Origin of the sequence: Yersinia bercovieri ATCC 43970, from assembly GCF_013282745.1 — a bacterium.
Classification (GTDB): Bacteria; Pseudomonadota; Gammaproteobacteria; order Enterobacterales; family Enterobacteriaceae; genus Yersinia; species Yersinia bercovieri.
The window spans coordinates 2,758,821-2,779,687 of sequence record NZ_CP054044.1 but is presented as its reverse complement, the minus strand read 5'-3'; the positions used below and the strand labels follow the sequence as shown (position 1 = coordinate 2,779,687).

Here is a 20,867-nt window from a genome sequence, read left to right as displayed (position 1 = left end):
TATCGTATGATGTTAATCATTAATGTCGACGCCAATATGCGCTACGCTTTTGGACAGATTGACGTTTTATTAACCACGTGTTTTTCGCTGTTTTTGCAAAAACAGCTGTCGAACACGACCATAAATAGGTACTTCCATGTCGAGTAAGCTAGTACTGGTTCTTAACTGCGGTAGCTCTTCCCTAAAATTTGCTATCATCGACGCGACCAATGGTGAAGAACACCTCTCTGGTTTAGCCGAATGCTTCCATCTGCCGGAAGCCCGCATCAAATGGAAAATTGATGGTGGCAAACAGGAAGCAGCATTGGGTGCTGGTGCAGCACACAGCGAAGCACTGAATTTCATTGTTAATACTATTCTGGCACAAAAACCAGAGCTTTCTGCTCAACTGACTGCTATCGGTCACCGCATTGTTCATGGTGGCGAGAAATTCACTGCATCAGCAATTGTTACCGACGAAGTTATTCAGGGTATCAAAGATTCCATCCCGTTTGCACCACTGCATAACCCCGCTCACCTGATCGGTATTGCTGAGGCATTGAAATCCTTCCCGAATCTGACGAATAAAAATGTCGCGGTCTTTGACACGGCCTTCCATCAGACCATGCCGGAAGAGTCTTATCTCTACGCCCTGCCGTACAGCTTATACAAAGACCACGGTATCCGTCGCTATGGCGCACACGGCACCAGCCACTTCTATGTGAGCCAGGAAGCCGCTAAAACCCTGAACAAACCGCTGGAAGAACTGAACGTTATCACCTGCCATTTGGGCAACGGTGGTTCAGTCACTGCGGTACGTAACGGTAAATGTGTTGATACTTCTATGGGCCTGACGCCACTGGAAGGTCTGGTTATGGGCACCCGTAGTGGTGATATCGACCCAGCAATCATTTTCCACCTGCATGATTCAATGGGGATGAGTGTTGATCAAATCAACAAGCTGCTGACCAAAGAGTCAGGTCTGCTGGGTCTGACTGAAGTCACCAGTGACTGCCGCTATGTTGAAGACAACTATGAAACCAAAGCCGATGCGCGCCGTGCAATGGATGTGTTCTGTCACCGTCTGGCAAAATACATCGGTGCTTACACCGCGCTGATGGATGGCCGTCTGGATGCCGTTATCTTCACCGGTGGTATTGGTGAAAACGCAGCCATGGTACGTGAACTGACGCTGGACAAACTGGGCCTGCTGGGCTTTGAAATTGACCACGAACGTAACCTGGCCGCGCGCTTTGGCAAATCTGGCACCATCACCAAAGATGGTAGCCGTCTGGCGCTAGTTATCCCAACCAACGAAGAGTTGGTTATCGCACAAGACGCAGCCCGTCTAACTGCGTAAGTCTCCTCAACACCGCAGCCTTCTGGCTGCGGTGCTACTTTTGACTAACGAGCAATCGTATAAGAGGTTTAGCCGTGTCCCGTACAATAATGTTGATCCCTACCGGCACCAGCGTTGGTTTAACCAGCGTCAGCTTGGGTGTCATCCGCTCCATGGAGCAAAAAGGTGTGCGCCTGAGCGTATTCAAGCCCATCGCGCAGCCACGTGCTGGCGGTGATGCACCTGACCAAACCACTACCATCATTCGTGCCAACTCCAGCATCACTGCTGCTGAGCCACTGAACATGGGTTATGTGGAAACCTTGCTGAGCTCTAACCAGCAAGACGTGTTGATGGAAGAGATTGTTGCCCGTTATCACGAAAACACCAAAGATGCAGAAGTGGTGCTGGTTGAAGGTTTAGTGCCAACGCGCAAACATCAGTTTGCCAATGCGCTGAACTATGAGATCGCCAAAACCCTGAATGCAGAGATCGTGTTTGTTATTGCCTTGGGCAATGATTCACCTGATCAATTGAAAGAGCGTATCGAACTGGCCCGCTCCAGCTTCGGTGGCAGCAAGAACAAAAATATCACCGGCGTTATCATTAACAAACTGAATGCCCCGGTGGATGATCAAGGCCGTACCCGCCCTGACCTATCTGAAATCTTTGATGATTCCACCAAGGCCAGTGTCGCGAACATCGATCCAAAGCAGCTGTTTGCCAATAGCCCGCTGCCCGTTCTGGGCTGCGTGCCATGGAGCTTCGAGCTGATTGCGACCCGTGCTATCGATATGTGTAAGCACTTGAACGCGCGCATCATTAACGAAGGTGATATCAATACTCGCCGCGTTAAGTCTGTCACGTTCTGCGCCCGCAGTATCCCGCACATGCTGGAGCACTTCCGCCCGGGTTCTCTGCTGGTGACCTCCGCAGACCGCCCAGACGTGTTGGTTTCTGCTTGTCTGGCAGCAATGAATGGCGTTGAAATTGGTGCCATCCTACTGACTGGCGGTTATGACATTGATGATCGCATCAATAACCTGTGTGCGCGTGCCTTCCAGACTGGCTTGCCAGTATTTATGGTTGATACCAACACCTGGCAGACCTCGCTGAGCTTGCAAAGCTTCAATCTGGAAGTCCCTGCCGACGACCATGAACGTGTTGAGAAGCTGCAAAACTACGTTGCCAGCCATATCAGCAGCGAGTGGATCGACTCTCTGAGCGCCACCTCTGAGCGTTCACGTCGCCTCTCTCCACCGGCATTCCGTTATGAGCTGACCGAGTTAGCACGTAAAGCTGGTAAGCGTATCGTGCTGCCAGAAGGCGATGAGCCACGTACCGTTAAAGCAGCCTCTATCTGTGCTGAACGCGGTATCGCGACTTGTGTGCTGCTGGGTAACCCAGAAGAGATCCAACGTGTGGCCGCAGCTCAAGGTGTTGAGTTGGGTAAAGGCGTTGAAATCATCGATCCGGTTGCGGTGCGTGAGCAATACGTTCCGCGTCTGGTTGAGCTACGTAAGAGCAAGGGCATGACCGAAGTGGTCGCTCGCGAACAGCTGGAAGACAATGTGGTTCTCGGCACGCTGATGCTGGAGAAAGGCGAAGTTGACGGTCTGGTTTCCGGTGCGGTTCATACCACCGCGAACACCATCCGCCCGCCGTTACAGTTGATCAAAACCGCACCGGGCAGCTCACTGGTCTCTTCTGTGTTCTTCATGCTGCTGCCTGACCAGGTTCTGGTTTACGGTGACTGCGCGATCAATCCAGATCCAACTGCTGAGCAACTGTCTGAGATTGCTATTCAGTCCGCGGATTCTGCGGCAGCATTCGGTATCGAACCGCGTGTGGCGATGATCTCTTACTCTACCGGTAATTCCGGTGCGGGTAGTGATGTCGAGAAAGTGCGTGAAGCGACCCGTTTGGCACAGGAAAAACGCCCGGATCTGATCATTGATGGCCCGTTGCAGTATGATGCGGCAATCATGGCCGATGTGGCTAAATCCAAAGCGCCTAACTCACCTGTGGCGGGTAAAGCGACGGTGTTTATCTTCCCTGATCTGAACACCGGTAACACCACCTATAAAGCGGTACAACGTTCTGCTGACCTGATCTCTATCGGGCCGATGCTGCAAGGCATGCGTAAGCCAGTTAACGACCTGTCCCGTGGTGCCTTGGTTGACGATATCGTCTATACCGTGGCGCTGACGGCTATCCAGTCTGCACAGGCTGACGCCGCCTCTTAATCTCAGGATTGAGTGCCTCAGTGGTAAAAGAGACGCCAGCTTTGTGCTGGCGTTTTTATTTGTTATATCAAAAAGTTGATTCAGGTACTTTGCCGCAGTTCGAATTTATAGCTGAAACTCTGGCTTATGGGTTCATCCGCTTCGCTGGCGTCATCATTATCCAGCAGATCAATCAGCATCTTACCGGCTTCTTTACCCATCTTTTTGTAGTCAATGCGCATTGAGGTTAAGGTCGGATGGGTTTGATCACAGCTATCTGACCCGTCCAGACAGGCCACCGCGATACCTCCTGGGATTTTGAGTAGCCGCCGCTGGCACTCGAATAACACGCCGAGCGCAATATCTTCGTGGCTACATATCACCGCGTCCAATTCGGGTTGGCGCAACAGCATCTCCGTCAGCGCATAGCGGCCAAACTGCAAACTGGCCACCTCTGGCGTGGTGACGGTTTGATCCGCATTCTTATAGTGCTCCAGCATCGCTTTGTGCCATCCATTGAGCTGTTGGCGTTGCAAACGGTTATCCATATGCGCGCCAATATAGCCAATATGGTGATAGCCGCGCTCTAGCAGGTGGCGACTTAGCTCATAGGCAGACTCAAAAAAAGCCGCCTCAAGAGTGATTTTAGCCCCTTTGAAGTCGGAACCTACCACATTGACCGTTGGAATATTCGCCCGTTCGAGTAGTTGATAGGTTTTATCGGCCAGCTGTGAGCCGAATATCACCACTGCCGCTGGACTACTTTGCAGCAGTGTCATCAATATTTCCGCTTCTTTGCGCTGGTTATATTCATGGCAACCCAGCAATAACTGGAATTCATTTTTATTCAGAATTTGTTGTAGCGCCTGCATAAAGCGGGAGCTGGCTTTATCGGTTAATGACGGAATTAAAACGGCGATAGTGTCGCTGTGCCCTGATGCCAATGCGCCAGCAGCACGGTTAGGAATATAACCAAGAGTTTCAACCGCTTGCTCTATCTTCTCCCGTAATTTATCTGAAACCTGCTCCGGCGTTCGCAGCGCTCTGGAAACAGTCATCGACCCTACTCCGGCGTAGTTCGCCACGTCAGATAGAGTGACCCGCCCGGTATTACGGCGCTTGCGCGTTTTTTCCATGCTGATTTCCTGCCTGATTAAAATGTCTTGTCGGGTTAAAACCAGCCCTTCCTGACTGGCTTCGACAATACATTGCATTGTATATGGCTTATTCGGCGATAGCCAAAGCTCATAAAGTGGCAAATGATAGCGCTATCACAAATTTTGATAGCGCTATCAGGTAGCGCTATCAATTGCGATATCCATCACATTAATGACAGTGATAACTCTCTACTCTCAGGTTAACACTCATCGGGAGTCATCAATATCATGTTAAAAACCCTGTTAACGCCTGACGTCATTCAGGTGGTCAGCCAAGCCAGAGATTGGCGTGATGCCATCGCGATTTCATGTCAGCCGCTGATTGATAATGGCTCAATTGAAGCGCGTTATGTTGAGGCAATTTATCGCTCCCATGAAGCTATTGGCCCGTATTACGTGGTCGGGCCGGGGATTGCCATGCCACATGCCCGCCCGGAAGAGGGGGTAAATAAACTCTCTTTGGCATTAACCGTCATTACCGAGGGTGTCACTTTCAATGCACAAGAGAATGACCCGGTAAAACTGCTCATCGTGTTAGCCGCGACAGACAGTACCAGCCATATTGAGGCTATTTCTCAACTCGCTCAGTTGTTCGATAACGATAATGATGTACAAGCCTTACTAAATGCCAAAACGCAGCAGGATATTTTGTCGGTCATTGCGCGTTACTAATCATGGTATTGAGTTTGGATGATAATTTTAAGGGGAAAGAAAATGAAAATTACAGTGGTTTGCGGTAACGGTTTGGGCACCAGCCTGATGATGGAAATCAGCATCAAAAGTATTCTGAAAGAGTTGGCCGTCAGCGCGGAAGTGGATCATGTCGATCTAGGTTCAGCGAAAGGGACACCCAGTGATATTTTCATCGGCACCAAAGATATTGCTGAGCAATTAGTGGCGCAAGCCGTTGGCGGCAAGATAGTTGCGCTCGATAACATGATCGATAAGAAAGCCATGAAAGAACGTTTGTCTGTGGCATTAACTGAATTAGGCGCGCTGTAACTGGAGGCTGGCATGGATTTCTTTCGCTTTTTAATGAGTGATGTTCTCTCCGAACCGGCAGTACTGGTCGGTTTGATCGCTTTAATCGGCTTGATTGCCCAGAAAAAACCGGTGACCGAGTGCATTAAAGGCACCGTAAAAACCATCATGGGTTTTGTTATCCTGGGCGCAGGTGCGGGTCTGGTGGTTTCATCTCTGGGTGATTTTGCCAATATCTTCCAGCACGCTTTCGGTATCCAAGGCGTCGTGCCAAATAACGAAGCCATCGTCTCTGTGGCGCAGAAGAGTTTCGGTAAAGAGATGGCGATGATTATGTTCTTCGCTATGGTGATCAATATTCTGATCGCTCGCTTTACTCCATGGAAATTCATCTTCCTGACCGGTCACCACACCCTATTTATGTCAATGATGGTCGCCGTTATTCTGGCAACCGCCGGGATTAGTGGTGTGACACTGATTGTTATCGGTTCGCTGGTGGTTGGGGTGGCAATGGTGTTCTTCCCCGCGATTGCCCACCCTTACATGAAGAAGGTCACCGGCTCTGATGACGTGGCAATCGGCCACTTCTCTACCCTGTCTTATGTTCTGGCGGGCTTTATCGGCAGCAAATTCGGCAATAAAGAGCATTCAACCGAAGACATGAATGTGCCGAAAAGCCTGCTGTTCTTGCGTGATACACCGGTCGCTATCTCCTTTACCATGTGTATCATTTTCATCGTGACCTGCCTGTTTGCCGGGCCGGAAGTGGTGAAAAGCCTGAGCGGTGGCAAAAACTGGTTTATGTTCTCGCTGATGCAATCCATTACCTTTGCTGCGGGCGTGTACATCATCCTGCAAGGTGTGCGAATGGTTATTGCCGAGATAGTCCCCGCGTTTAAAGGGATCTCCGACAAATTAGTGCCTAACGCTAAACCTGCGCTGGATTGCCCGGTAGTCTTCCCATACGCGCCAAATGCGGTATTGGTCGGCTTCCTGAGCAGCTTTGCCGCGGGCCTTATCGGGATGTTCGCGCTCTATTTGATGAATATGACCGTAATTATCCCCGGTGTCGTACCTCACTTCTTCGTCGGCGCAGCCGCCGGGGTGTTTGGTAATGCCACAGGTGGACGCCGTGGCGCTATTTTAGGGGCGTTCGCTCAAGGTTTGCTGATTACCTTCCTGCCAGTGTTCCTGCTGCCAGTGCTGGGTGATATCGGTTTTGCTAATACCACATTCAGCGATGCTGACTTCGGTGCTTTGGGTATTTTGCTGGGTATTATTGTTAGATAATCAGTGAAATAGCGGTAAGAAAGCGGCCCCCCAATGTTAGGTTGATATCCTATATTGGGGGGCCGTTCTGTTTATAGCCGCTTCTGTTTAGACGCTTAGTTTTTACGATTGAACGACACGCTTTTTATCTGCGCATATACCCACTGACCTGGTTTCAGCCCCAGTTCATCGCGCGCCCAAGGGGTAATCCGCGCCCATAACCATTGGTCGCCAATCGCGAGTTTGACATCCACCTGCCCATCGACCTCAAGACATTCGGCTATTTTTACCGGCAAGATATTGCGGATACTGCTGTTTTGCGGTGGCTGCAACACTAACGAGACATCCGCTGCATTGATGCGAATACGCATTGAGCTACCCTCTGGCGCATCCAGCTTACTGACCCACAAGCGCTGATCAGCTAATGCCAGTGCGGTCATGGCATAGCGCTCATGATGACCAATCACACTCACCCGCAATATGCTGCTCGGCTCCTCGCGCTGCAACCAAGGGCGCAGTGCACTACTGGCCCACACCTCCTCCAGCCCGCCGACAGCGCGAACTTTACCGGCATCCATTACCACCACCTGATCCGCCAGCCGCAGGATCTCATCCATGCTATGGCTGACATACAAAATGGGGGTGTTTACATCTTGCGCCAGGCGCTCAAGATAGGGCAGCAGTTCGCGTTTGCGCGGTAGATCCAGCGAGGCCAAAGGCTCATCCATCAGCAGCAACTCAGGGGCTGTAAGCAGTGCGCGACCAATGGCCACTCGCTGTTTCTCACCACCGGACAGGGTTAGCGGAAAGCGGGTTAATAAGGGTTCGATACCCAGCAGACCGACAATCGCGTCAAACTGCCCGCGCATCGAGGGGGCCATGCCGTACTGCAAGTTGCCCCGCACCCGATAATGGGGGAACAGGCGCGCATCCTGAAAAACATAACCTACCCGGCGTTTTTCTGGCGGCAGATAAATTTGCTGCTCCACATCCACCAGTACCCGGCCATTGAGCACCACTTTCCCTTGCTGCGGCCGCGTCAGCCCACCAATCACATTGATTAGCGATGTCTTACCCGCACCGGACAAGCCAAAAATCGCGGTAATGCCCTGCGCCGGTAAATCCGTGGCCACCTGCAGGTGCAAATCACCCAGCTGTTGACTGAAATCCAGCTCTAGCATGGTGCCCCCATGCGCTTTTTACCCCACCGGGCCAGCCACTCGGAGAGCAGCAGTGACACCAATGACAAAATAATGGCGATAACACACAGCCGCGCCGCCGCAGCTTCCGCCCCGGGCGTTTCAATCAGCGTGTACATCGCCAGCGGGATGGTGCGGGTTTCGCCGGGAATATTGGACACGAAGGTGATGGTTGCGCCAAATTCCCCCAGCGAGCGGGCAAAGGAGAGCACGGTGCCGGCAATCACCCCCGGTAAAGAGAGCGGCAGCGTAATAGTGAAAAACACCCGCCACGGATTAGCGCCTAAGGTGCGGGCCGCTAACTCCAAACGGGTATCGACCGCCTCCAGCGCCAGCCGGATCGCCCTGACCATCAACGGGAAAGCCACCACCGCCGAGGCCAATGCCGCACCGCGCCAACTGAAACTGAAATTAATACCAAACCAGCTATAGAGCCATTCGCCAATAAAGCCGCGCCGGCCCATGCTGATCAGCAGCAAATAACCAATCACCACCGGCGGTAGCACCAGTGGCAAGTGAATGACGCTGTCTAACAACGATTTACCGGGGAAACGGCAGCGCACTAAAATCCATGCCATTAAAATACCTAATGGCAAACTGCACACCACCGCTACACCAGAAACCTTCAGGCTAAGAATAATGGCCTGCCATTCATACTCACTCAATATCATTAGCGTAGGGTAAATCCATAATTTTTGAAAATAGTCGCCGCCGCAGGGCTTTTCAGGTAATTATAAAAAGCAGTGACGGTCGGATTTTCATGATCTTTAACTATCGCCATTGGGTATTCAACCGGCTTATGACTGGCTTCCGGGAATATCCCCACAACTTTAACTTTCTTACTGGCTATCGCATCAGAGCCATAGACAATACCCAGTGGCGCTTCTGCCCGCTCGACCAGCGCCATTGCGCTACGAACATTGTTAGCACGGGCCATTTCTGGGGCTAAAGTTGACCAGGCCCCTAAATTCTCCAGTGACTCTTTGGCATAAATCCCGGCAGGAACATGGTCAGGATCGCCCACCGCTAAACGGCCGCCATCCAACAATTTTTTCCAGTCGGTTTTTTTATCAATGACCACTTTATCAATTTTGCTCTCTTGTGGCGCGATCAATACCAACTCATTGCCTAATAAAGTATAGCGCGTATTGGCAACAATTTGCTGTTTATCAATAGCATAATCCATCCATTGCTGATCTGCAGAGATAAAGAGATCCGCGGGCGCGCCCTGCTCAATCTGGCGTGCCAGGGTGGAGGATGAGGCGAAAGAGGCGACCACATCCACCTGCTGCTCTTTTTTATACTGCGCGGCAATATCTTGCAGTGCATTGGTCAACGAGGCAGCCGCAAAAACAGTAATGTTCTCTGCAGCGAACGCGGTGCTGGAAAATGTTGCCAGCAGTGCCGCACTCGCGACCCATTTACTCACTTTACCATATTGATTTTTCATGTTGTTCTCCGCATTAATGAGGCCGTTATATAGATTGAAATATAACGTAACATCAGCAGCAGGTCATGCGGTTTATCGGCAAGATGTGAGGTAACTTGAGTTGCAACCAGATGGGGAGAGATGAAGCGAAGCATAAAAACGAAAATGCCCAGCATTGAGGTGCCGGGCATTAAAATTCGGAGATCAGATTAGGAGCGTTCTTTGCTGTGGCCTGTTTTAGAGATGATGTTAAACACCTCTCCCAGCCCATAGATCATACCCAAAATCACTGCCATCACCACAGGTACCATGACCACGGCAAAAAGCAGACTTTTCAATAAATCTAACATGCCAGCCTCTCATTACTGCTTATTGAGCGATAACCTAGATTACCACAATAACTACCATCTATCATTTGCTGTAAATTATATCAGCAATAAGTGAATCCTGTTATTTTAACTAACAGCAAAAAAATGTAACCTGCCAAACGTGCGATCTGCCTATAAACAGGTAGTTAGAGCACGATAACTCTTTCCCGCTGGAGCAAAATAGACATGCAGGCCGAAATCCTACTGACATTAAAACTTCAGCAACGGCTGTTTGCCGACCCTCGACGCATTGCCTTGCTGAAACAGATACAGCACAGCGGATCTATCAGTCAGGGGGCAAAACTCGCCGGTATTAGCTATAAAAGTGCCTGGGATGCCATCAATGAGATGAATACCTTGGCGGAAGAGATATTAGTGGAGCGGGCAACCGGTGGCAAAGGTGGCGGCGGTGCGCATCTGACCCGTTACGGCGAGCGCTTAATCCAGCTTTATGATTTGCTCGAGAAGATTCAGCAAAAAGCGTTCGATACGCTGAAAGATGATTCGATGCCACTCGATAGCTTACTGGCCGCTATTTCCCGCTTTTCACTGCAAACCAGCGCCCGCAATCAATTTTTTGGCGCCGTCATTGAGCGCGACCACCAGCAGGTTCAGCAACACATCAATATTCTGCTGTCAGACGGTAAAACTCGTCTATCCGCAGCGGTGACCCAGCAGAGCGCCGATCGGCTACAACTTTCAACCGGCAAAGAGGTATTGGCGCTGATAAAAGCGCCCTGGGTGAAACTGGTCATTGATCAGGCACTGGCGGGTGCCGCAGATAACTCCCTTTCGGGGAGAGTTGCCAGCATCGAACCGGGCCACGATCACAGTGAAGTCATAGTGACCTTAACGGGGGGAGCCAGCCTCTGTTCGACGCAAAACAACAGTGAGTTACACCAACTGAATTTACGTGTCGGCAGCCCTGTTATTGCTCAATTCAATGCTGATCGCGTCATTATCGCGACACTTTGCTAAATAATTCAGCTCAGTTATTAGCCGTGAGTGTGGTATTGCTTATTGACAATCCGGCCCTTTCCGCTTATCCCTAACACTCATATTGTGTTGCAGAATGTGGGAAGGGTGATGTCTGAGTTGCATATATCGCAAGGTTGTTTTCGCCTAAGTGACACTCGGACACTCATCGTGCCGGAGTTATCTATCTCTGTTAGTGATAAAGAGCTGCCGGGCGATCACCAGCAATCCGGCGATAGTTGGGCATTTGTTGGTGCTAATGGCAGCGGAAAATCAGCACTCGCCAAAGCATTATCAGGAGAGCTAACCCTGCTAAACGGCAGCCGCCAGAGTGATTTTCGCCATACGGTGCGGTTGTCATTCGAGCAGCTCCAGCAGTTAGTCAGCGAAGAGTGGCAGCGCAATAACACTGACCTGCTCAGCGCAGATGAAGATGATACCGGGCGCACCACCGCTGAAATTATTCAGGAAGAGTGCCAGGATCCGCAGCGCTGCCAGCAGTTAGCCGAGCAATTTGGTATCAGCCACCTACTCTCACGTCGATTTAAATATCTCTCTACCGGTGAAACCCGCAAAACAGTGTTGTGCCGCGCACTGATGCCACAACCGGACCTGTTGATTCTGGATGAACCCTTCGATGGGCTGGATGTCACCGCCCGCGCACAACTAGCGGGCATGTTATCCACCCTCTCTGCGCAAGGTGTCACACTGGTTCTGGTACTCAATCGCTTTGATGATATCCCTGTTTTTGTGCAGTATGTCGGCGTGCTGGCGGAGTGCCATCTGACCCATAGCGGCCCACGACAACAAATTCTATCAGAAGCCCTGATAGCCCAACTGGCCCACAGTGAAAATCTGGATGGCTTGTTGCTTCCCGAAACAGAACACCCGCAGCAGCGCGGCTTACCACAAGATAACCCGCTGATTATATTGCGTAATGGGGTGGTGGAGTACAATGACCGCCCTATTCTGCACAATCTGAGTTGGCAGGTGAATCCCGGCGAGCACTGGCAAATTATCGGCCAGAACGGCGCGGGGAAATCAACCTTGCTCAGCTTGATTACCGGTGACCATCCACAAGGCTACAGCAATGATTTGACACTGTTTGGCCGCCGCCGTGGCAGTGGCGAAACCATCTGGGATATCAAGCGCCATATTGGTTATGTCAGCAGTAGCCTGCATTTGGACTATCGGGTCAGCTCCAGTTTGCGTAACGTCATTTTGTCCGGCTTTTTCGACTCTATTGGTATTTATCAAGCTGTATCTGACCGCCAGCAACAGTTAGCCGATGAATGGCTGGCCCTGTTGGGCTTCTCTGCCTCCGCCGCTAATCAGCCTTTCCATAGCTTATCCTGGGGGCAACAACGACTGGCATTGATCGCACGGGCGCTGGTTAAACATCCGGCACTCCTGATTCTTGATGAGCCATTACAAGGTTTAGATCCGCTCAATCGCCTGTTAGTCCGCCGTTTTATTGATGTGATGATCGGCGAGGGGGAGACGCAACTCCTGTTCGTCTCTCACCATGCGGAAGATGCACCGCAGTGCATAACTCACCGTCTAACCTTTATTCCTGAGGGTGATATCTATCACTATCGTCAAGAGAAGTTACCCCGCTAAATCGCCTATGTTATGATCTCTAGCGCCAGCCATTATCAGTGCTGATTGTGGGTAATGAACCATTCAATAAAGGGATTATTTATGTGGGGTATCCTGGCGGCTTCGCTGCTTTTTTTATCTATTAACCGGGTTCTTGCCCTGTTTCTCCTGGCCTCGTCACTGTCGATTGCCTTTTATCACGGCGTCCTGACACTGCCCTCAGCCGCATTTTTGCTGGTGACCCTGATCGTTGCGCTGCTACTAAATAGATACCGTCCGCAAAAATGGCTAGCTGTCGGGCTGGAAACCCTGCTGGTATTGGCCTCCATCGCGCTCTTGCTGCATCTGGTGCCCGGCTTTAATAATCTCAAAGTGCTGGATAACGTCACGGTAGGGCCGCTCAGCGCGCTATTCACCATGTACTACAACCTTGATAAAGCGCTGATCCCCTTTATTTTGCTGGCTTGCCTGCCCACTCTGTTTGTTGCCAAAAATCATCCATCAATGAGCCGAATGGGCTGGATTGGATTGATTGTCAGCATGCCTGCATTGCTGCTGTTGGCCGTCGCCTTGGGTGGCCTGAAGATTGAATTGCACACCCCAGCATGGATTGGCTCCTTCGTGGTCGCCAATCTCTTTTTTGTTTGTTTGGCGGAAGAAGCACTATTCCGTGGCTATTTGCAGCAGCGTTTGAGTCAGTGGTTAGGGAGCTATCCGGCATTGATCATCACCGCCCTGCTCTTTGGCGCAGTACATTTTGCCGGCGGCCCACTGTTAATGATATTCGCCACGCTGGCTGGTTTGATTTACGGCCTGGCATGGCTGTGGAGTGGTCGTTTATGGGTAGCCGTGGCATTCCATTTCGCATTTAATCTGCTGCACTTACTCTTCTTCACCTATCCACTCTATTTGCCGCAGTAGCATTGATTGGTAGCTTCCTTCCGAGCCGATCTGCGCGTTCAGCGCGGTATCGGCTCATAACATCACTAACTGGACATTCCTGCTAAATTGATGGATGGGAACGCTACCATTTCAGATATCATTGTCACCACCGAGATTTTTGTGATTTTTTATCTAACCTTGTTCATTCCGCACTATTTATGCTGCAACAGAGAATAAACTTGGATAAAATTGAGTGTAAACGATTCCATTATTGAGCGCAGATCACCTTTTCGCAGATAATGGCATGCTATCTTTCTTAGACCAAAGTCATTCGAGGAGACTTTTATGTACGTTCTGGTAACAGGTGGTAGCGGTTACATTGGCAGCCATACCTGTGTGCAATTGATTAAAACTGGTCATAAACCAGTGATCCTCGACAACCTTTGCAATAGCAAATCCAGCGTGTTAGATCGGATAAACTGCCTGACCGGCTATACACCTCAACTTTATCAGGGTGATATCCGTGATCGCGCCCTGCTTGACAAAATATTTGCAGCTCATCCTATTAGTTCCGTCATTCATTTTGCGGGCCTGAAAGCCGTGGGTGAGTCGGTCAGTAAGCCATTGGAATATTACAATAATAATGTCTACGGCACTCTGGTCTTGCTGGAGGCGATGCGCGCCGCTCAAGTCAAAAACTTTATCTTCAGCTCATCTGCCACGGTCTATGGCGATCAGCCGAAAATACCTTACGTCGAAAGCTTCCCAACAGGCTCCCCATCCAGCCCCTATGGCCGCAGTAAATTGATGGTTGAGCAAATTTTGCAAGATGTGCAACTGGCTGATCCACAATGGAATATGACGATTCTGCGCTATTTCAATCCGGTCGGCGCCCATCCGTCAGGGCTGATGGGTGAAGACCCGCAGGGCATCCCAAATAATCTGATGCCATTTATTGCTCAGGTTGCCGTCGGCCGCCGTGAATCACTGGCGATATTCGGTAATGACTACCCCACCCCTGATGGCACTGGGGTGCGTGATTACATTCATGTGGTCGATTTAGCCGATGGTCATGTGGTGGCGATGAAAAAACTCCACAATCAGCCCGGCGTACATATTTTCAATCTGGGTGCCGGTGTCGGCAGCAGTGTCCTGCAAGTGGTCGAGGCGTTTACCAAAGCTTGTGGCAAGCCGCTGGCCTACCACTTTGCCCCACGTCGCGAGGGCGATCTGCCCGCTTACTGGGCTGATTCGACCAAAGCCGCAGAACAGTTGGGCTGGCGCACCAGCCGCTCACTTGACGAAATGGCAGCCGATACCTGGCGCTGGCAATCCAACAATCCGCAGGGCTACCCCGATTAAGGTATTGTTATGACTGATTTTAACCCTGTGGATCATCCACATCGCAGATATAACCCACTGAGTGATCAGTGGGTGTTAGTCTCGCCCCATCGGGCCAAACGCCCATGGCAAGGCCAGCAAGAAGCCGCGGCGACGGAGAGCTTACCTGCGCACGATCCTGACTGTTTCTTATGTCCTGGTAATACCCGGGTGACGGGGGATGTCAATCCTGACTACACCTCCACCTATGTGTTTACCAATGATTTTGCCGCGCTAATGCCCGAGACCCCCGATGCGCCGCAGAGCGAAGATCCCCTGATGCGTAGCCAAAGCGCTCGTGGCACCAGCCGTGTTATTTGCTTCTCACCGGATCACAGTAAAACCCTGCCACAGCTGACCCTGCCGGCACTGGAAGATGTGATTCAGAGCTGGCAACAGCAGAGTGCCGAGTTGGGTAAAATTTACCCGTGGGTGCAAGTATTTGAGAATAAAGGCGCGGCGATGGGCTGCTCGAACCCCCATCCCCATGGGCAAATTTGGGCTAATAGCTTCCTGCCGAATGAGGCCGCGCGCGAAGACCGCCTACAGCGGGACTATTTTCAGCAACATCGGTCGCCCATGCTACTTGATTATGCCGAACGTGAGCGCCGTGACGGCAGCAGAACGGTGGTTGAAACCGAGCACTGGTTAGCGGTGGTGCCCTATTGGGCGGCATGGCCATTTGAAACCTTGTTGCTGCCAAAGGTGCAGATATTGCGCTTAGAGGATATCTCGGCAGCGCAGCGCGCCGATCTGGCTATCGCGCTGAAAAAACTGACTAGCCGCTACGACAATCTCTTCTCGTGCTCCTTCCCCTACTCAATGGGATGGCACGGCGCGCCCTATAGCATTAGTGGCACTGATAGCAGCAATGGTACTGATAACAGCGACAACAACGCGCACTGGCAGTTACATGCTCACTTCTACCCACCACTACTGCGCTCGGCGTCGGTACGTAAATTTATGGTGGGTTATGAAATGCTGGCCGAGACCCAGCGCGACCTTACAGCAGAGCAGGCGGCTGAACAGCTGCGGGCAGTCAGTGATGTTCATTATCGGGAAGGCGGAGTCAAATAATGAGTTTAAAACAGCATACCCAGGCTATTTTCCGCCAACAGTTTAACCGCGACGCTGAGGTAACCATTAAAGCGCCGGGCCGCGTCAATCTCATTGGCGAACATACCGATTATAACGACGGTTTTGTGCTGCCCTGCGCCATTGATTATGAAACGGTGATCAGCTGCGGTAAGCGTGATGACCGTCAAGTTCGGGTGATTGCCGCAGATTATGACAATCAGCAGGATATTTTCTCCCTTGATGCCCCAATCATTCCACACCCGGAGTACCGCTGGGCAGATTATGTGCGCGGCGTGGTGAAGCATTTGCAACTACGCCATGCCGATTTTGGTGGCGCGGATTTGGTGATCAGCGGCAATGTACCGCAGGGCGCGGGCCTTAGCTCATCGGCATCATTGGAAGTGGCGGTCGGTCAGGCGCTGCAATCACTCTACCAGTTGCCGCTCAGTGGCGTGGAGCTGGCACTGAATGGCCAGGAGGCTGAAAACCAGTTTGTCGGCTGTAACTGCGGCATCATGGATCAGTTGATCTCCGCACTGGGTCAGCAAGATCACGCGCTCTTGATCGATTGCCGCACACTGGAAACCCGCGCAGTGCCGATGCCGGCCAATGTCGCGGTGGTGATTATTAACTCCAATGTGAAACGGGGTCTGGTTGATAGCGAATACAACACCCGCCGTCAGCAGTGTGAAACTGCCGCCCGCTTCTTTGGGGTCAAAGCGTTGCGCGACGTCGATCCTAATCTATTTTTCTCCATTCAGGATGAGCTAGATCCGGTGGTCGCTAAACGCGCTCGCCATGTGATTACCGAAAATGAGCGCACGCTGGCCGCCGCCACTGCACTGGCCGCTGGTGACTTGAAATTGATGGGGCAATTGATGCAGGAGTCTCATATTTCGATGCGTGATGATTTCGAGATCACAGTTCCACCGATCGATAGCCTGGTGGATATTGTTAAATCGGTGATTGGGGAGCAAGGTGGTGTTCGTATGACTGGCGGTGGTTTTGGCGGCTGTATTGTCGCGCTAATGCCAACATCGCTGGTCGAGCAAGTTCGAGCTACCGTCGCGCGCGAGTATCCGGCACATAGCGGCGGCAGGACAGAAACCTTCTACGTATGTCAGGCCTCACAAGGAGCGGGTTTATGCTGAAAAACGACGCTGCATCGCCAGGCAGTGTTGACCAGTTAGCACCGGATGGTCACCCCTTTGTCATGACCGAGTTGCGCAATAAGTCAGGTGTGAGCGTGACGCTGATGGACTGGGGTGCTACCTGGCTATCGGCGATACTGCCGCTGCCAGCGGGCGAAAAACGCGAACTGCTGCTGGGTTGCCAAACCCCCGCTGACTACTTGCAGCAGGCGGCATACCTCGGCGCCACGGTTGGTCGCTATGCAAATCGGATTGCTAACGCGCAAATCACCCTGGAGGGGCAAAACCTGCAACTGATACCGAATCAAGGCCCTCACCAGCTTCATGGTGGCCCAGAGGGGTTCCATGCCCGCCGCTGGCAAAAGGTTAAGCAGGATGAGAAGCAGGTCACCTACCAACTGCATTCGCCTGATGGTGATCAGGGTTTCCCCGGCAATCTGACCGCTGAAGTGCAGTATCTGTTAACCGAAGATAATCGATTGGAGATCCACTATCAGGCGCAGGTGGATAAGGCCTGTCCAGTGAATCTGACCAATCATGCTTACTTCAATCTTGATGGCGAAGGGCGTGATGTTCGCGCGCACCGTTTACAGCTGTTTGCCGACCGCTATTTACCCGTCGATAGTGATGGTATCCCAACAGGCGGGTTGGCGAATGTTGAGAAAACCGGCATGGATTTCCGTCAGCCGAAAACATTGGCGCGCGACTTCCTGCAAGATCGTTGCCAACAGCGGGTGAAAGGGTATGACCATGCTTACCTGTTACACCGCACCTGTGGTGCCACAGAGAGCCCGGCGGCCCATTTGTGGTCATCTGACCATCGCGTACAGATGAGTGTCTACACCACAGCTCCGGCGTTGCAGCTGTATAGCGGCAATTTCCTTTGTGGTACGCCATCACGCAATGGCGGAACTTACGCCAACTACACCGGTGTTGCACTAGAGAGTGAATTCCTGCCGGATAGCCCGAATCACCCCGAATGGCCACAACCAGATTGCTGGCTAAAACCGGGGAAAACCTATCGCGCGACCACTGTTTATCATTTTATCGCCTTGTAACTTTTTTTATATGCGGCCGCCAACTACGCTTAATGGCATCTGTCAGGCGGCCGGTTCCGCTGTTGCCTGCCCTTTCAGACGCCAAAATAGCTTATAACCCGTGGTTAAATAAAGGGAATCCCTATGCGTCTAACTACCTTATGGTTGCTCTCAGCAGGCTTGTTGCTAAATGCCAATGTAATAGCAGCAGATACGGCTAAGACGCCCTCACCCGCTCAAGCCGCGCAGCAACAGAAAATGACCGATTGTAATAAGCAGGCAGCCACAAAATCGCTAAAAGGGGATGAGCGGAAGAGCTTCATGAGTCAATGCCTGAAAGCACAGCCTGCGCCAGATGCAAAAGCTCTGACGCCACAACAGCAGAAAATGAAAAGCTGTAATGCCGAAGCCGCAACCAAAGCACTAACAGGCGATGAGCGCAAAACCTTTATGAGTACTTGCCTGAAAAAAGCGGCCTAACCCCTCGGATAACACTCACTATAGCCAAAGTCATTGGCATCGCAGGTAAACGTGCCCCTGCGGTTCCAAGGGCAGATTGTATTTCGCAGAATCGATTCAACTAACGCCCTTACGTTAACGCAAAAAATTGGTTATGGTTAAACACAAACGATTGCTGTTAGCGGCAATCCGGCAATATAATGATAATAGTTATCATTGAATCATTTGAGGAGTTCGAACTATGGCAGTAACAAAGCTGGTTCTGGTACGTCACGGCGAAAGTCAATGGAACAACGAAAACCGTTTCACCGGTTGGTATGACGTTGATTTATCTGAGAAGGGCCGTACTGAAGCAAAAGCAGCGGGCAAGCTGTTAAAAGACGAAGGCTTCGCTTTTGATTTCGCTTACACCTCAGTGCTCAAACGCGCTATCCACACTTTGTGGAGCATTCTGGATGAGTTGGATCAAGCCTGGTTGCCAACAGAAAAAACCTGGAAGCTGAATGAGCGTCATTACGGCGCGCTGCAAGGTTTGGATAAATCAGAAACTGCGGCTAAATACGGCGATGACCAAGTTAAACTGTGGCGTCGCGGCTTTGCTATCACGCCACCAGCACTGGACAAAAGTGATGAGCGCTTCCCAGGCCATGACCCACGTTATGCAAAATTAACCGATGCAGAGCTGCCGACCACTGAGAGTCTGGCGCTGACTATCGATCGCGTTATCCCTTATTGGGAAGAGGTGATCAAACCACGCATTGCCAGCGGCGAGCGCGTTATCATCGCCGCCCACGGTAACTCTCTGCGTGCTTTGGTAAAATATCTCGATGATCTGAATGAAGAAGAGATTCTTGAGCTGAACATCCCAACTGGCGTGCCATTGGTGTATGAGTTTGATGAAAACTTCAAACCAATCAAACACTACTATCTGGGCAATGCTGAAGAGATCGCAGCTAAAGCGGCTGCGGTTGCCAATCAGGGCAAAGCAAAGTAATTATCCCTGATTAGCGCCATTAAAAAACCCCCGTTCATCATTGATGCCGGGGGTTTTTATTTGCCTGCCTAATCATTTGCATCGGCGGTTTGTTTGACGGCAGACAGCGCTTACTGGCGGCGTGCCTTCACTGCGCTGGCCAGTTGGCGTAGTAACACTTCGGTATCTTCCCAGCCAATACAGGCATCGGTGACACTCTTGCCGTAAGTCAGTGGCTCACCACTTTCAAGATTCTGATTGCCTTCCACCAGATGGCTCTCAATCATCACGCCCATAATGGATTTCTCACCCTGAGCAATCTGGCGGCAAACATCAGTCCCGACTTCCATCTGCTTTTTGAATTGCTTACTGCTGTTGGCATGGCTGAAATCAATCATTATCTGTGGTTCAAGGCCCGCTTTGCTTAGCCCCTCTTTAACCGCCACAACATGTGCGCTGCTGTAGTTTGGCTCTTTACCGCCACGTAAAATGATATGGCAATCACCATTACCGGCGGTATTGACTATCGCTGAATGGCCCCATTTGGTCACAGACAGGAAGCAGTGTGGCGCACTGGCGGCATTAATTGCATCAATGGCGACTTTAATCGTGCCATCAGTGCCATTTTTAAATCCAACCGGGCAAGAGAGGCCCGACGCCAGCTCACGATGAACCTGAGACTCAGTAGTACGGGCGCCAATAGCCCCCCAGCTCATCAGGTCAGCCAGATATTGCGGGGTGATCATATCCAAAAACTCACCCGCCGCCGGTAAACCGCTATCGTTAATATCCAGCAGCAACTTACGGGCGATACGCAAACCGTCATTGATGTCGTAGCTACCATCCATATGCGGATCGTTAATCAGACCTTTCCAACCCACCGTGGTACGCGGTTTTTCAAAATAGACTCGCATCACCACTTCCAGCTCGCTTTGCAGCTCTTCGCGCAGCGCCAGCAAACGGGTGGCGTACTCTTTTGCCGCCTGAGTATCATGAATTGAGCATGGGCCAATCACCACCAACAGACGGTCATCATTTGCGCGCAAAATATTGTGAATCGCTGTGCGGGTCTTGGATACGGTTTCTGCGGCATTTTTGCTGGCAGGAAACTTCTCTAACAGGGCAACAGGGGGCAGGAGTTCCTTAATTTCATTAATCCGTAGGTCATCATTCAGGTAATTCATAGCTTTTCCATTAAGTCTTGTGACGATCATCGCACAACGTCTATCTGTACCAATATAGTTGAACCAATTTAGCTGGTGAATTGAACGCTGTAAATCTACTTTGTCGCTTTAAATGTTGAACACGGATTAACCTGAGTTAAAGCCAGTAAGGCAAACTCGCCCCTAAGACCTATACTCAACAACAATTTTATCGGCGTAGTTAAT

20 protein-coding genes are annotated in these 20,867 nt (G+C 51.2%); 14 read left to right on the top strand and 6 right to left on the bottom strand.

Translation table 11 applies throughout. The features are described 5' to 3' along the window. The first annotated feature begins 136 nt into the window (after window positions 1-136). Together ackA and pta are read left to right on the top strand one after the other, a co-directional pair. Window positions 137-1,339, top strand: a complete 1,203-nt coding sequence (gene ackA, locus HRK25_RS12570; RefSeq protein ID WP_004878179.1) for an acetate kinase — start codon at window positions 137-139, stop codon at window positions 1,337-1,339. 89 nt (window positions 1,340-1,428) lie between these two features. Beyond that, window positions 1,429-3,564, top strand: a complete 2,136-nt coding sequence (gene pta, locus HRK25_RS12565) for a phosphate acetyltransferase (RefSeq protein ID WP_005277890.1) — start codon at window positions 1,429-1,431, stop codon at window positions 3,562-3,564. 80 nt (window positions 3,565-3,644) lie between these two features. On the opposite strand, the gene HRK25_RS12560 is transcribed toward pta, so the two are convergent. Beyond that, entirely contained in the window at window positions 3,645-4,679 is a 1,035-nt protein-coding gene (locus HRK25_RS12560; RefSeq protein ID WP_032898634.1) for a LacI family DNA-binding transcriptional regulator, read from the bottom strand. 249 nt (window positions 4,680-4,928) lie between these two features. Between HRK25_RS12560 and HRK25_RS12555 the strand changes: the two genes are divergently transcribed. The 3 genes from HRK25_RS12555 to HRK25_RS12545 are packed head-to-tail and all read left to right on the top strand — an operon-like array spanning window position 4,929 to window position 6,971. Next, window positions 4,929-5,372, top strand: a complete 444-nt coding sequence (locus HRK25_RS12555) for a PTS sugar transporter subunit IIA (protein WP_005277896.1) — start codon at window positions 4,929-4,931, stop codon at window positions 5,370-5,372. A 42-nt stretch (window positions 5,373-5,414) separates the two neighbouring features. Further along, window positions 5,415-5,702, top strand: a complete 288-nt coding sequence (locus HRK25_RS12550) for a PTS sugar transporter subunit IIB (RefSeq protein ID WP_004877260.1) — start codon at window positions 5,415-5,417, stop codon at window positions 5,700-5,702. Between the two features lie 12 nt (window positions 5,703-5,714). Beyond that, complete coding sequence (locus tag HRK25_RS12545; RefSeq protein ID WP_005277900.1) at window positions 5,715-6,971, top strand: PTS ascorbate transporter subunit IIC; 1,257 nt, start codon at window positions 5,715-5,717, stop codon at window positions 6,969-6,971. Between the two features lie 95 nt (window positions 6,972-7,066). Here HRK25_RS12545 and modC read toward each other — a convergent pair whose 3' ends face one another. From modC to HRK25_RS12525, 4 genes are all read right to left on the bottom strand, one after another. Then, window positions 7,067-8,131, bottom strand: a complete 1,065-nt coding sequence (modC, locus tag HRK25_RS12540) for a molybdenum ABC transporter ATP-binding protein ModC (RefSeq protein ID WP_032898636.1) — start codon at window positions 8,129-8,131, stop codon at window positions 7,067-7,069. Beyond that, entirely contained in the window at window positions 8,125-8,820 is a 696-nt protein-coding gene (gene modB / locus HRK25_RS12535) for a molybdate ABC transporter permease subunit (protein ID WP_032898637.1), read from the bottom strand. The genes modC and modB overlap by 7 nt, the downstream gene beginning before the upstream one ends. Then, window positions 8,820-9,599 carry a molybdate ABC transporter substrate-binding protein gene (gene modA, locus HRK25_RS12530; protein WP_005277908.1) on the bottom strand — a complete coding sequence of 260 codons (780 nt, stop codon included), beginning with the start codon at window positions 9,597-9,599 and terminating at the stop codon, window positions 8,820-8,822. Before modA ends, modB begins: the two co-directional genes overlap by 1 nt. A gap of 188 nt (window positions 9,600-9,787) precedes the next feature. Beyond that, window positions 9,788-9,928, bottom strand: coding sequence for an AcrZ family multidrug efflux pump-associated protein (locus HRK25_RS12525; RefSeq protein ID WP_005277911.1), 141 nt, complete (start codon window positions 9,926-9,928; stop codon window positions 9,788-9,790). A gap of 204 nt (window positions 9,929-10,132) precedes the next feature. Here HRK25_RS12525 and modE point away from each other — a divergent pair, with 204 nt between their 5' ends. From modE to gpmA, 9 genes are all read left to right on the top strand, one after another. Beyond that, complete coding sequence (modE, locus tag HRK25_RS12520) at window positions 10,133-10,924, top strand: molybdenum-dependent transcriptional regulator (protein ID WP_005277914.1); 792 nt, start codon at window positions 10,133-10,135, stop codon at window positions 10,922-10,924. Between the two features lie 108 nt (window positions 10,925-11,032). Next, window positions 11,033-12,541 (top strand): molybdate ABC transporter ATP-binding protein ModF, encoded by a 1,509-nt coding sequence (gene modF / locus HRK25_RS12515; RefSeq protein ID WP_032898640.1) that lies wholly within the window; start codon window positions 11,033-11,035, stop codon window positions 12,539-12,541. A gap of 81 nt (window positions 12,542-12,622) precedes the next feature. Then, window positions 12,623-13,441 carry a CPBP family intramembrane glutamic endopeptidase gene (locus tag HRK25_RS12510; RefSeq protein ID WP_032898642.1) on the top strand — a complete coding sequence of 273 codons (819 nt, stop codon included), beginning with the start codon at window positions 12,623-12,625 and terminating at the stop codon, window positions 13,439-13,441. Between the two features lie 306 nt (window positions 13,442-13,747). Beyond that, window positions 13,748-14,764, top strand: a complete 1,017-nt coding sequence (gene galE, locus HRK25_RS12505) for a UDP-glucose 4-epimerase GalE (protein WP_005277924.1) — start codon at window positions 13,748-13,750, stop codon at window positions 14,762-14,764. A 9-nt stretch (window positions 14,765-14,773) separates the two neighbouring features. Next, a complete protein-coding gene (galT, locus tag HRK25_RS12500) occupies window positions 14,774-15,859 on the top strand; it encodes a galactose-1-phosphate uridylyltransferase (RefSeq protein ID WP_032898644.1) in 1,086 nt (361 codons plus the stop codon). Further along, window positions 15,859-17,010, top strand: a complete 1,152-nt coding sequence (galK, locus tag HRK25_RS12495; protein ID WP_005277927.1) for a galactokinase — start codon at window positions 15,859-15,861, stop codon at window positions 17,008-17,010. Before galT ends, galK begins: the two co-directional genes overlap by 1 nt. After that, window positions 17,004-18,068, top strand: a complete 1,065-nt coding sequence (galM, locus tag HRK25_RS12490; protein ID WP_032898646.1) for a galactose-1-epimerase — start codon at window positions 17,004-17,006, stop codon at window positions 18,066-18,068. Before galK ends, galM begins: the two co-directional genes overlap by 7 nt. Before the next feature lie 123 nt (window positions 18,069-18,191). After that, the gene (locus HRK25_RS12485; RefSeq protein ID WP_032898648.1) at window positions 18,192-18,527 is read left to right on the top strand and encodes a PsiF family protein; all 336 of its coding nucleotides are present in this window, start codon (window positions 18,192-18,194) and stop codon (window positions 18,525-18,527) included. A 220-nt stretch (window positions 18,528-18,747) separates the two neighbouring features. Next, window positions 18,748-19,500, top strand: coding sequence for a 2,3-diphosphoglycerate-dependent phosphoglycerate mutase (gpmA, locus tag HRK25_RS12480; protein WP_004877283.1), 753 nt, complete (start codon window positions 18,748-18,750; stop codon window positions 19,498-19,500). Window positions 19,501-19,610: 110 nt separating this feature from the next. Here gpmA and aroG read toward each other — a convergent pair whose 3' ends face one another. After that, window positions 19,611-20,663 (bottom strand): 3-deoxy-7-phosphoheptulonate synthase AroG, encoded by a 1,053-nt coding sequence (aroG, locus tag HRK25_RS12475; RefSeq protein WP_005277937.1) that lies wholly within the window; start codon window positions 20,661-20,663, stop codon window positions 19,611-19,613. Between the last annotated feature and the right edge of the window lie 204 nt (window positions 20,664-20,867).

Bases quoted from the DNA above. Each gene is read 5' to 3' on its own strand.
- galM (WP_032898646.1), top strand. From the start codon at position 17,004: ATGCTGAAAAACGACGCTGCATCGCCAGGCAGTGTTGACCAGTTAGCA.
- aroG (WP_005277937.1), bottom strand. From the start codon at position 20,663: ATGAATTACCTGAATGATGACCTACGGATTAATGAAATTAAGGAACTC.
- galK (WP_005277927.1), top strand. From the start codon at position 15,859: ATGAGTTTAAAACAGCATACCCAGGCTATTTTCCGCCAACAGTTTAAC.
- modF (WP_032898640.1), top strand. From the start codon at position 11,033: ATGTCTGAGTTGCATATATCGCAAGGTTGTTTTCGCCTAAGTGACACT.
- HRK25_RS12555 (WP_005277896.1), top strand. From the start codon at position 4,929: ATGTTAAAAACCCTGTTAACGCCTGACGTCATTCAGGTGGTCAGCCAA.
- HRK25_RS12510 (WP_032898642.1), top strand. From the start codon at position 12,623: ATGTGGGGTATCCTGGCGGCTTCGCTGCTTTTTTTATCTATTAACCGG.
- galE (WP_005277924.1), top strand. From the start codon at position 13,748: ATGTACGTTCTGGTAACAGGTGGTAGCGGTTACATTGGCAGCCATACC.
- ackA (WP_004878179.1), top strand. From the start codon at position 137: ATGTCGAGTAAGCTAGTACTGGTTCTTAACTGCGGTAGCTCTTCCCTA.
- modC (WP_032898636.1), bottom strand. From the start codon at position 8,131: ATGCTAGAGCTGGATTTCAGTCAACAGCTGGGTGATTTGCACCTGCAG.
- HRK25_RS12550 (WP_004877260.1), top strand. From the start codon at position 5,415: ATGAAAATTACAGTGGTTTGCGGTAACGGTTTGGGCACCAGCCTGATG.
- gpmA (WP_004877283.1), top strand. From the start codon at position 18,748: ATGGCAGTAACAAAGCTGGTTCTGGTACGTCACGGCGAAAGTCAATGG.
- galT (WP_032898644.1), top strand. From the start codon at position 14,774: ATGACTGATTTTAACCCTGTGGATCATCCACATCGCAGATATAACCCA.
- HRK25_RS12525 (WP_005277911.1), bottom strand. From the start codon at position 9,928: ATGTTAGATTTATTGAAAAGTCTGCTTTTTGCCGTGGTCATGGTACCT.
- pta (WP_005277890.1), top strand. From the start codon at position 1,429: ATGTTGATCCCTACCGGCACCAGCGTTGGTTTAACCAGCGTCAGCTTG.
- HRK25_RS12545 (WP_005277900.1), top strand. From the start codon at position 5,715: ATGGATTTCTTTCGCTTTTTAATGAGTGATGTTCTCTCCGAACCGGCA.
- modB (WP_032898637.1), bottom strand. From the start codon at position 8,820: ATGATATTGAGTGAGTATGAATGGCAGGCCATTATTCTTAGCCTGAAG.
- HRK25_RS12560 (WP_032898634.1), bottom strand. From the start codon at position 4,679: ATGGAAAAAACGCGCAAGCGCCGTAATACCGGGCGGGTCACTCTATCT.
- modA (WP_005277908.1), bottom strand. From the start codon at position 9,599: ATGAAAAATCAATATGGTAAAGTGAGTAAATGGGTCGCGAGTGCGGCA.
- modE (WP_005277914.1), top strand. From the start codon at position 10,133: ATGCAGGCCGAAATCCTACTGACATTAAAACTTCAGCAACGGCTGTTT.
- HRK25_RS12485 (WP_032898648.1), top strand. From the start codon at position 18,192: ATGCGTCTAACTACCTTATGGTTGCTCTCAGCAGGCTTGTTGCTAAAT.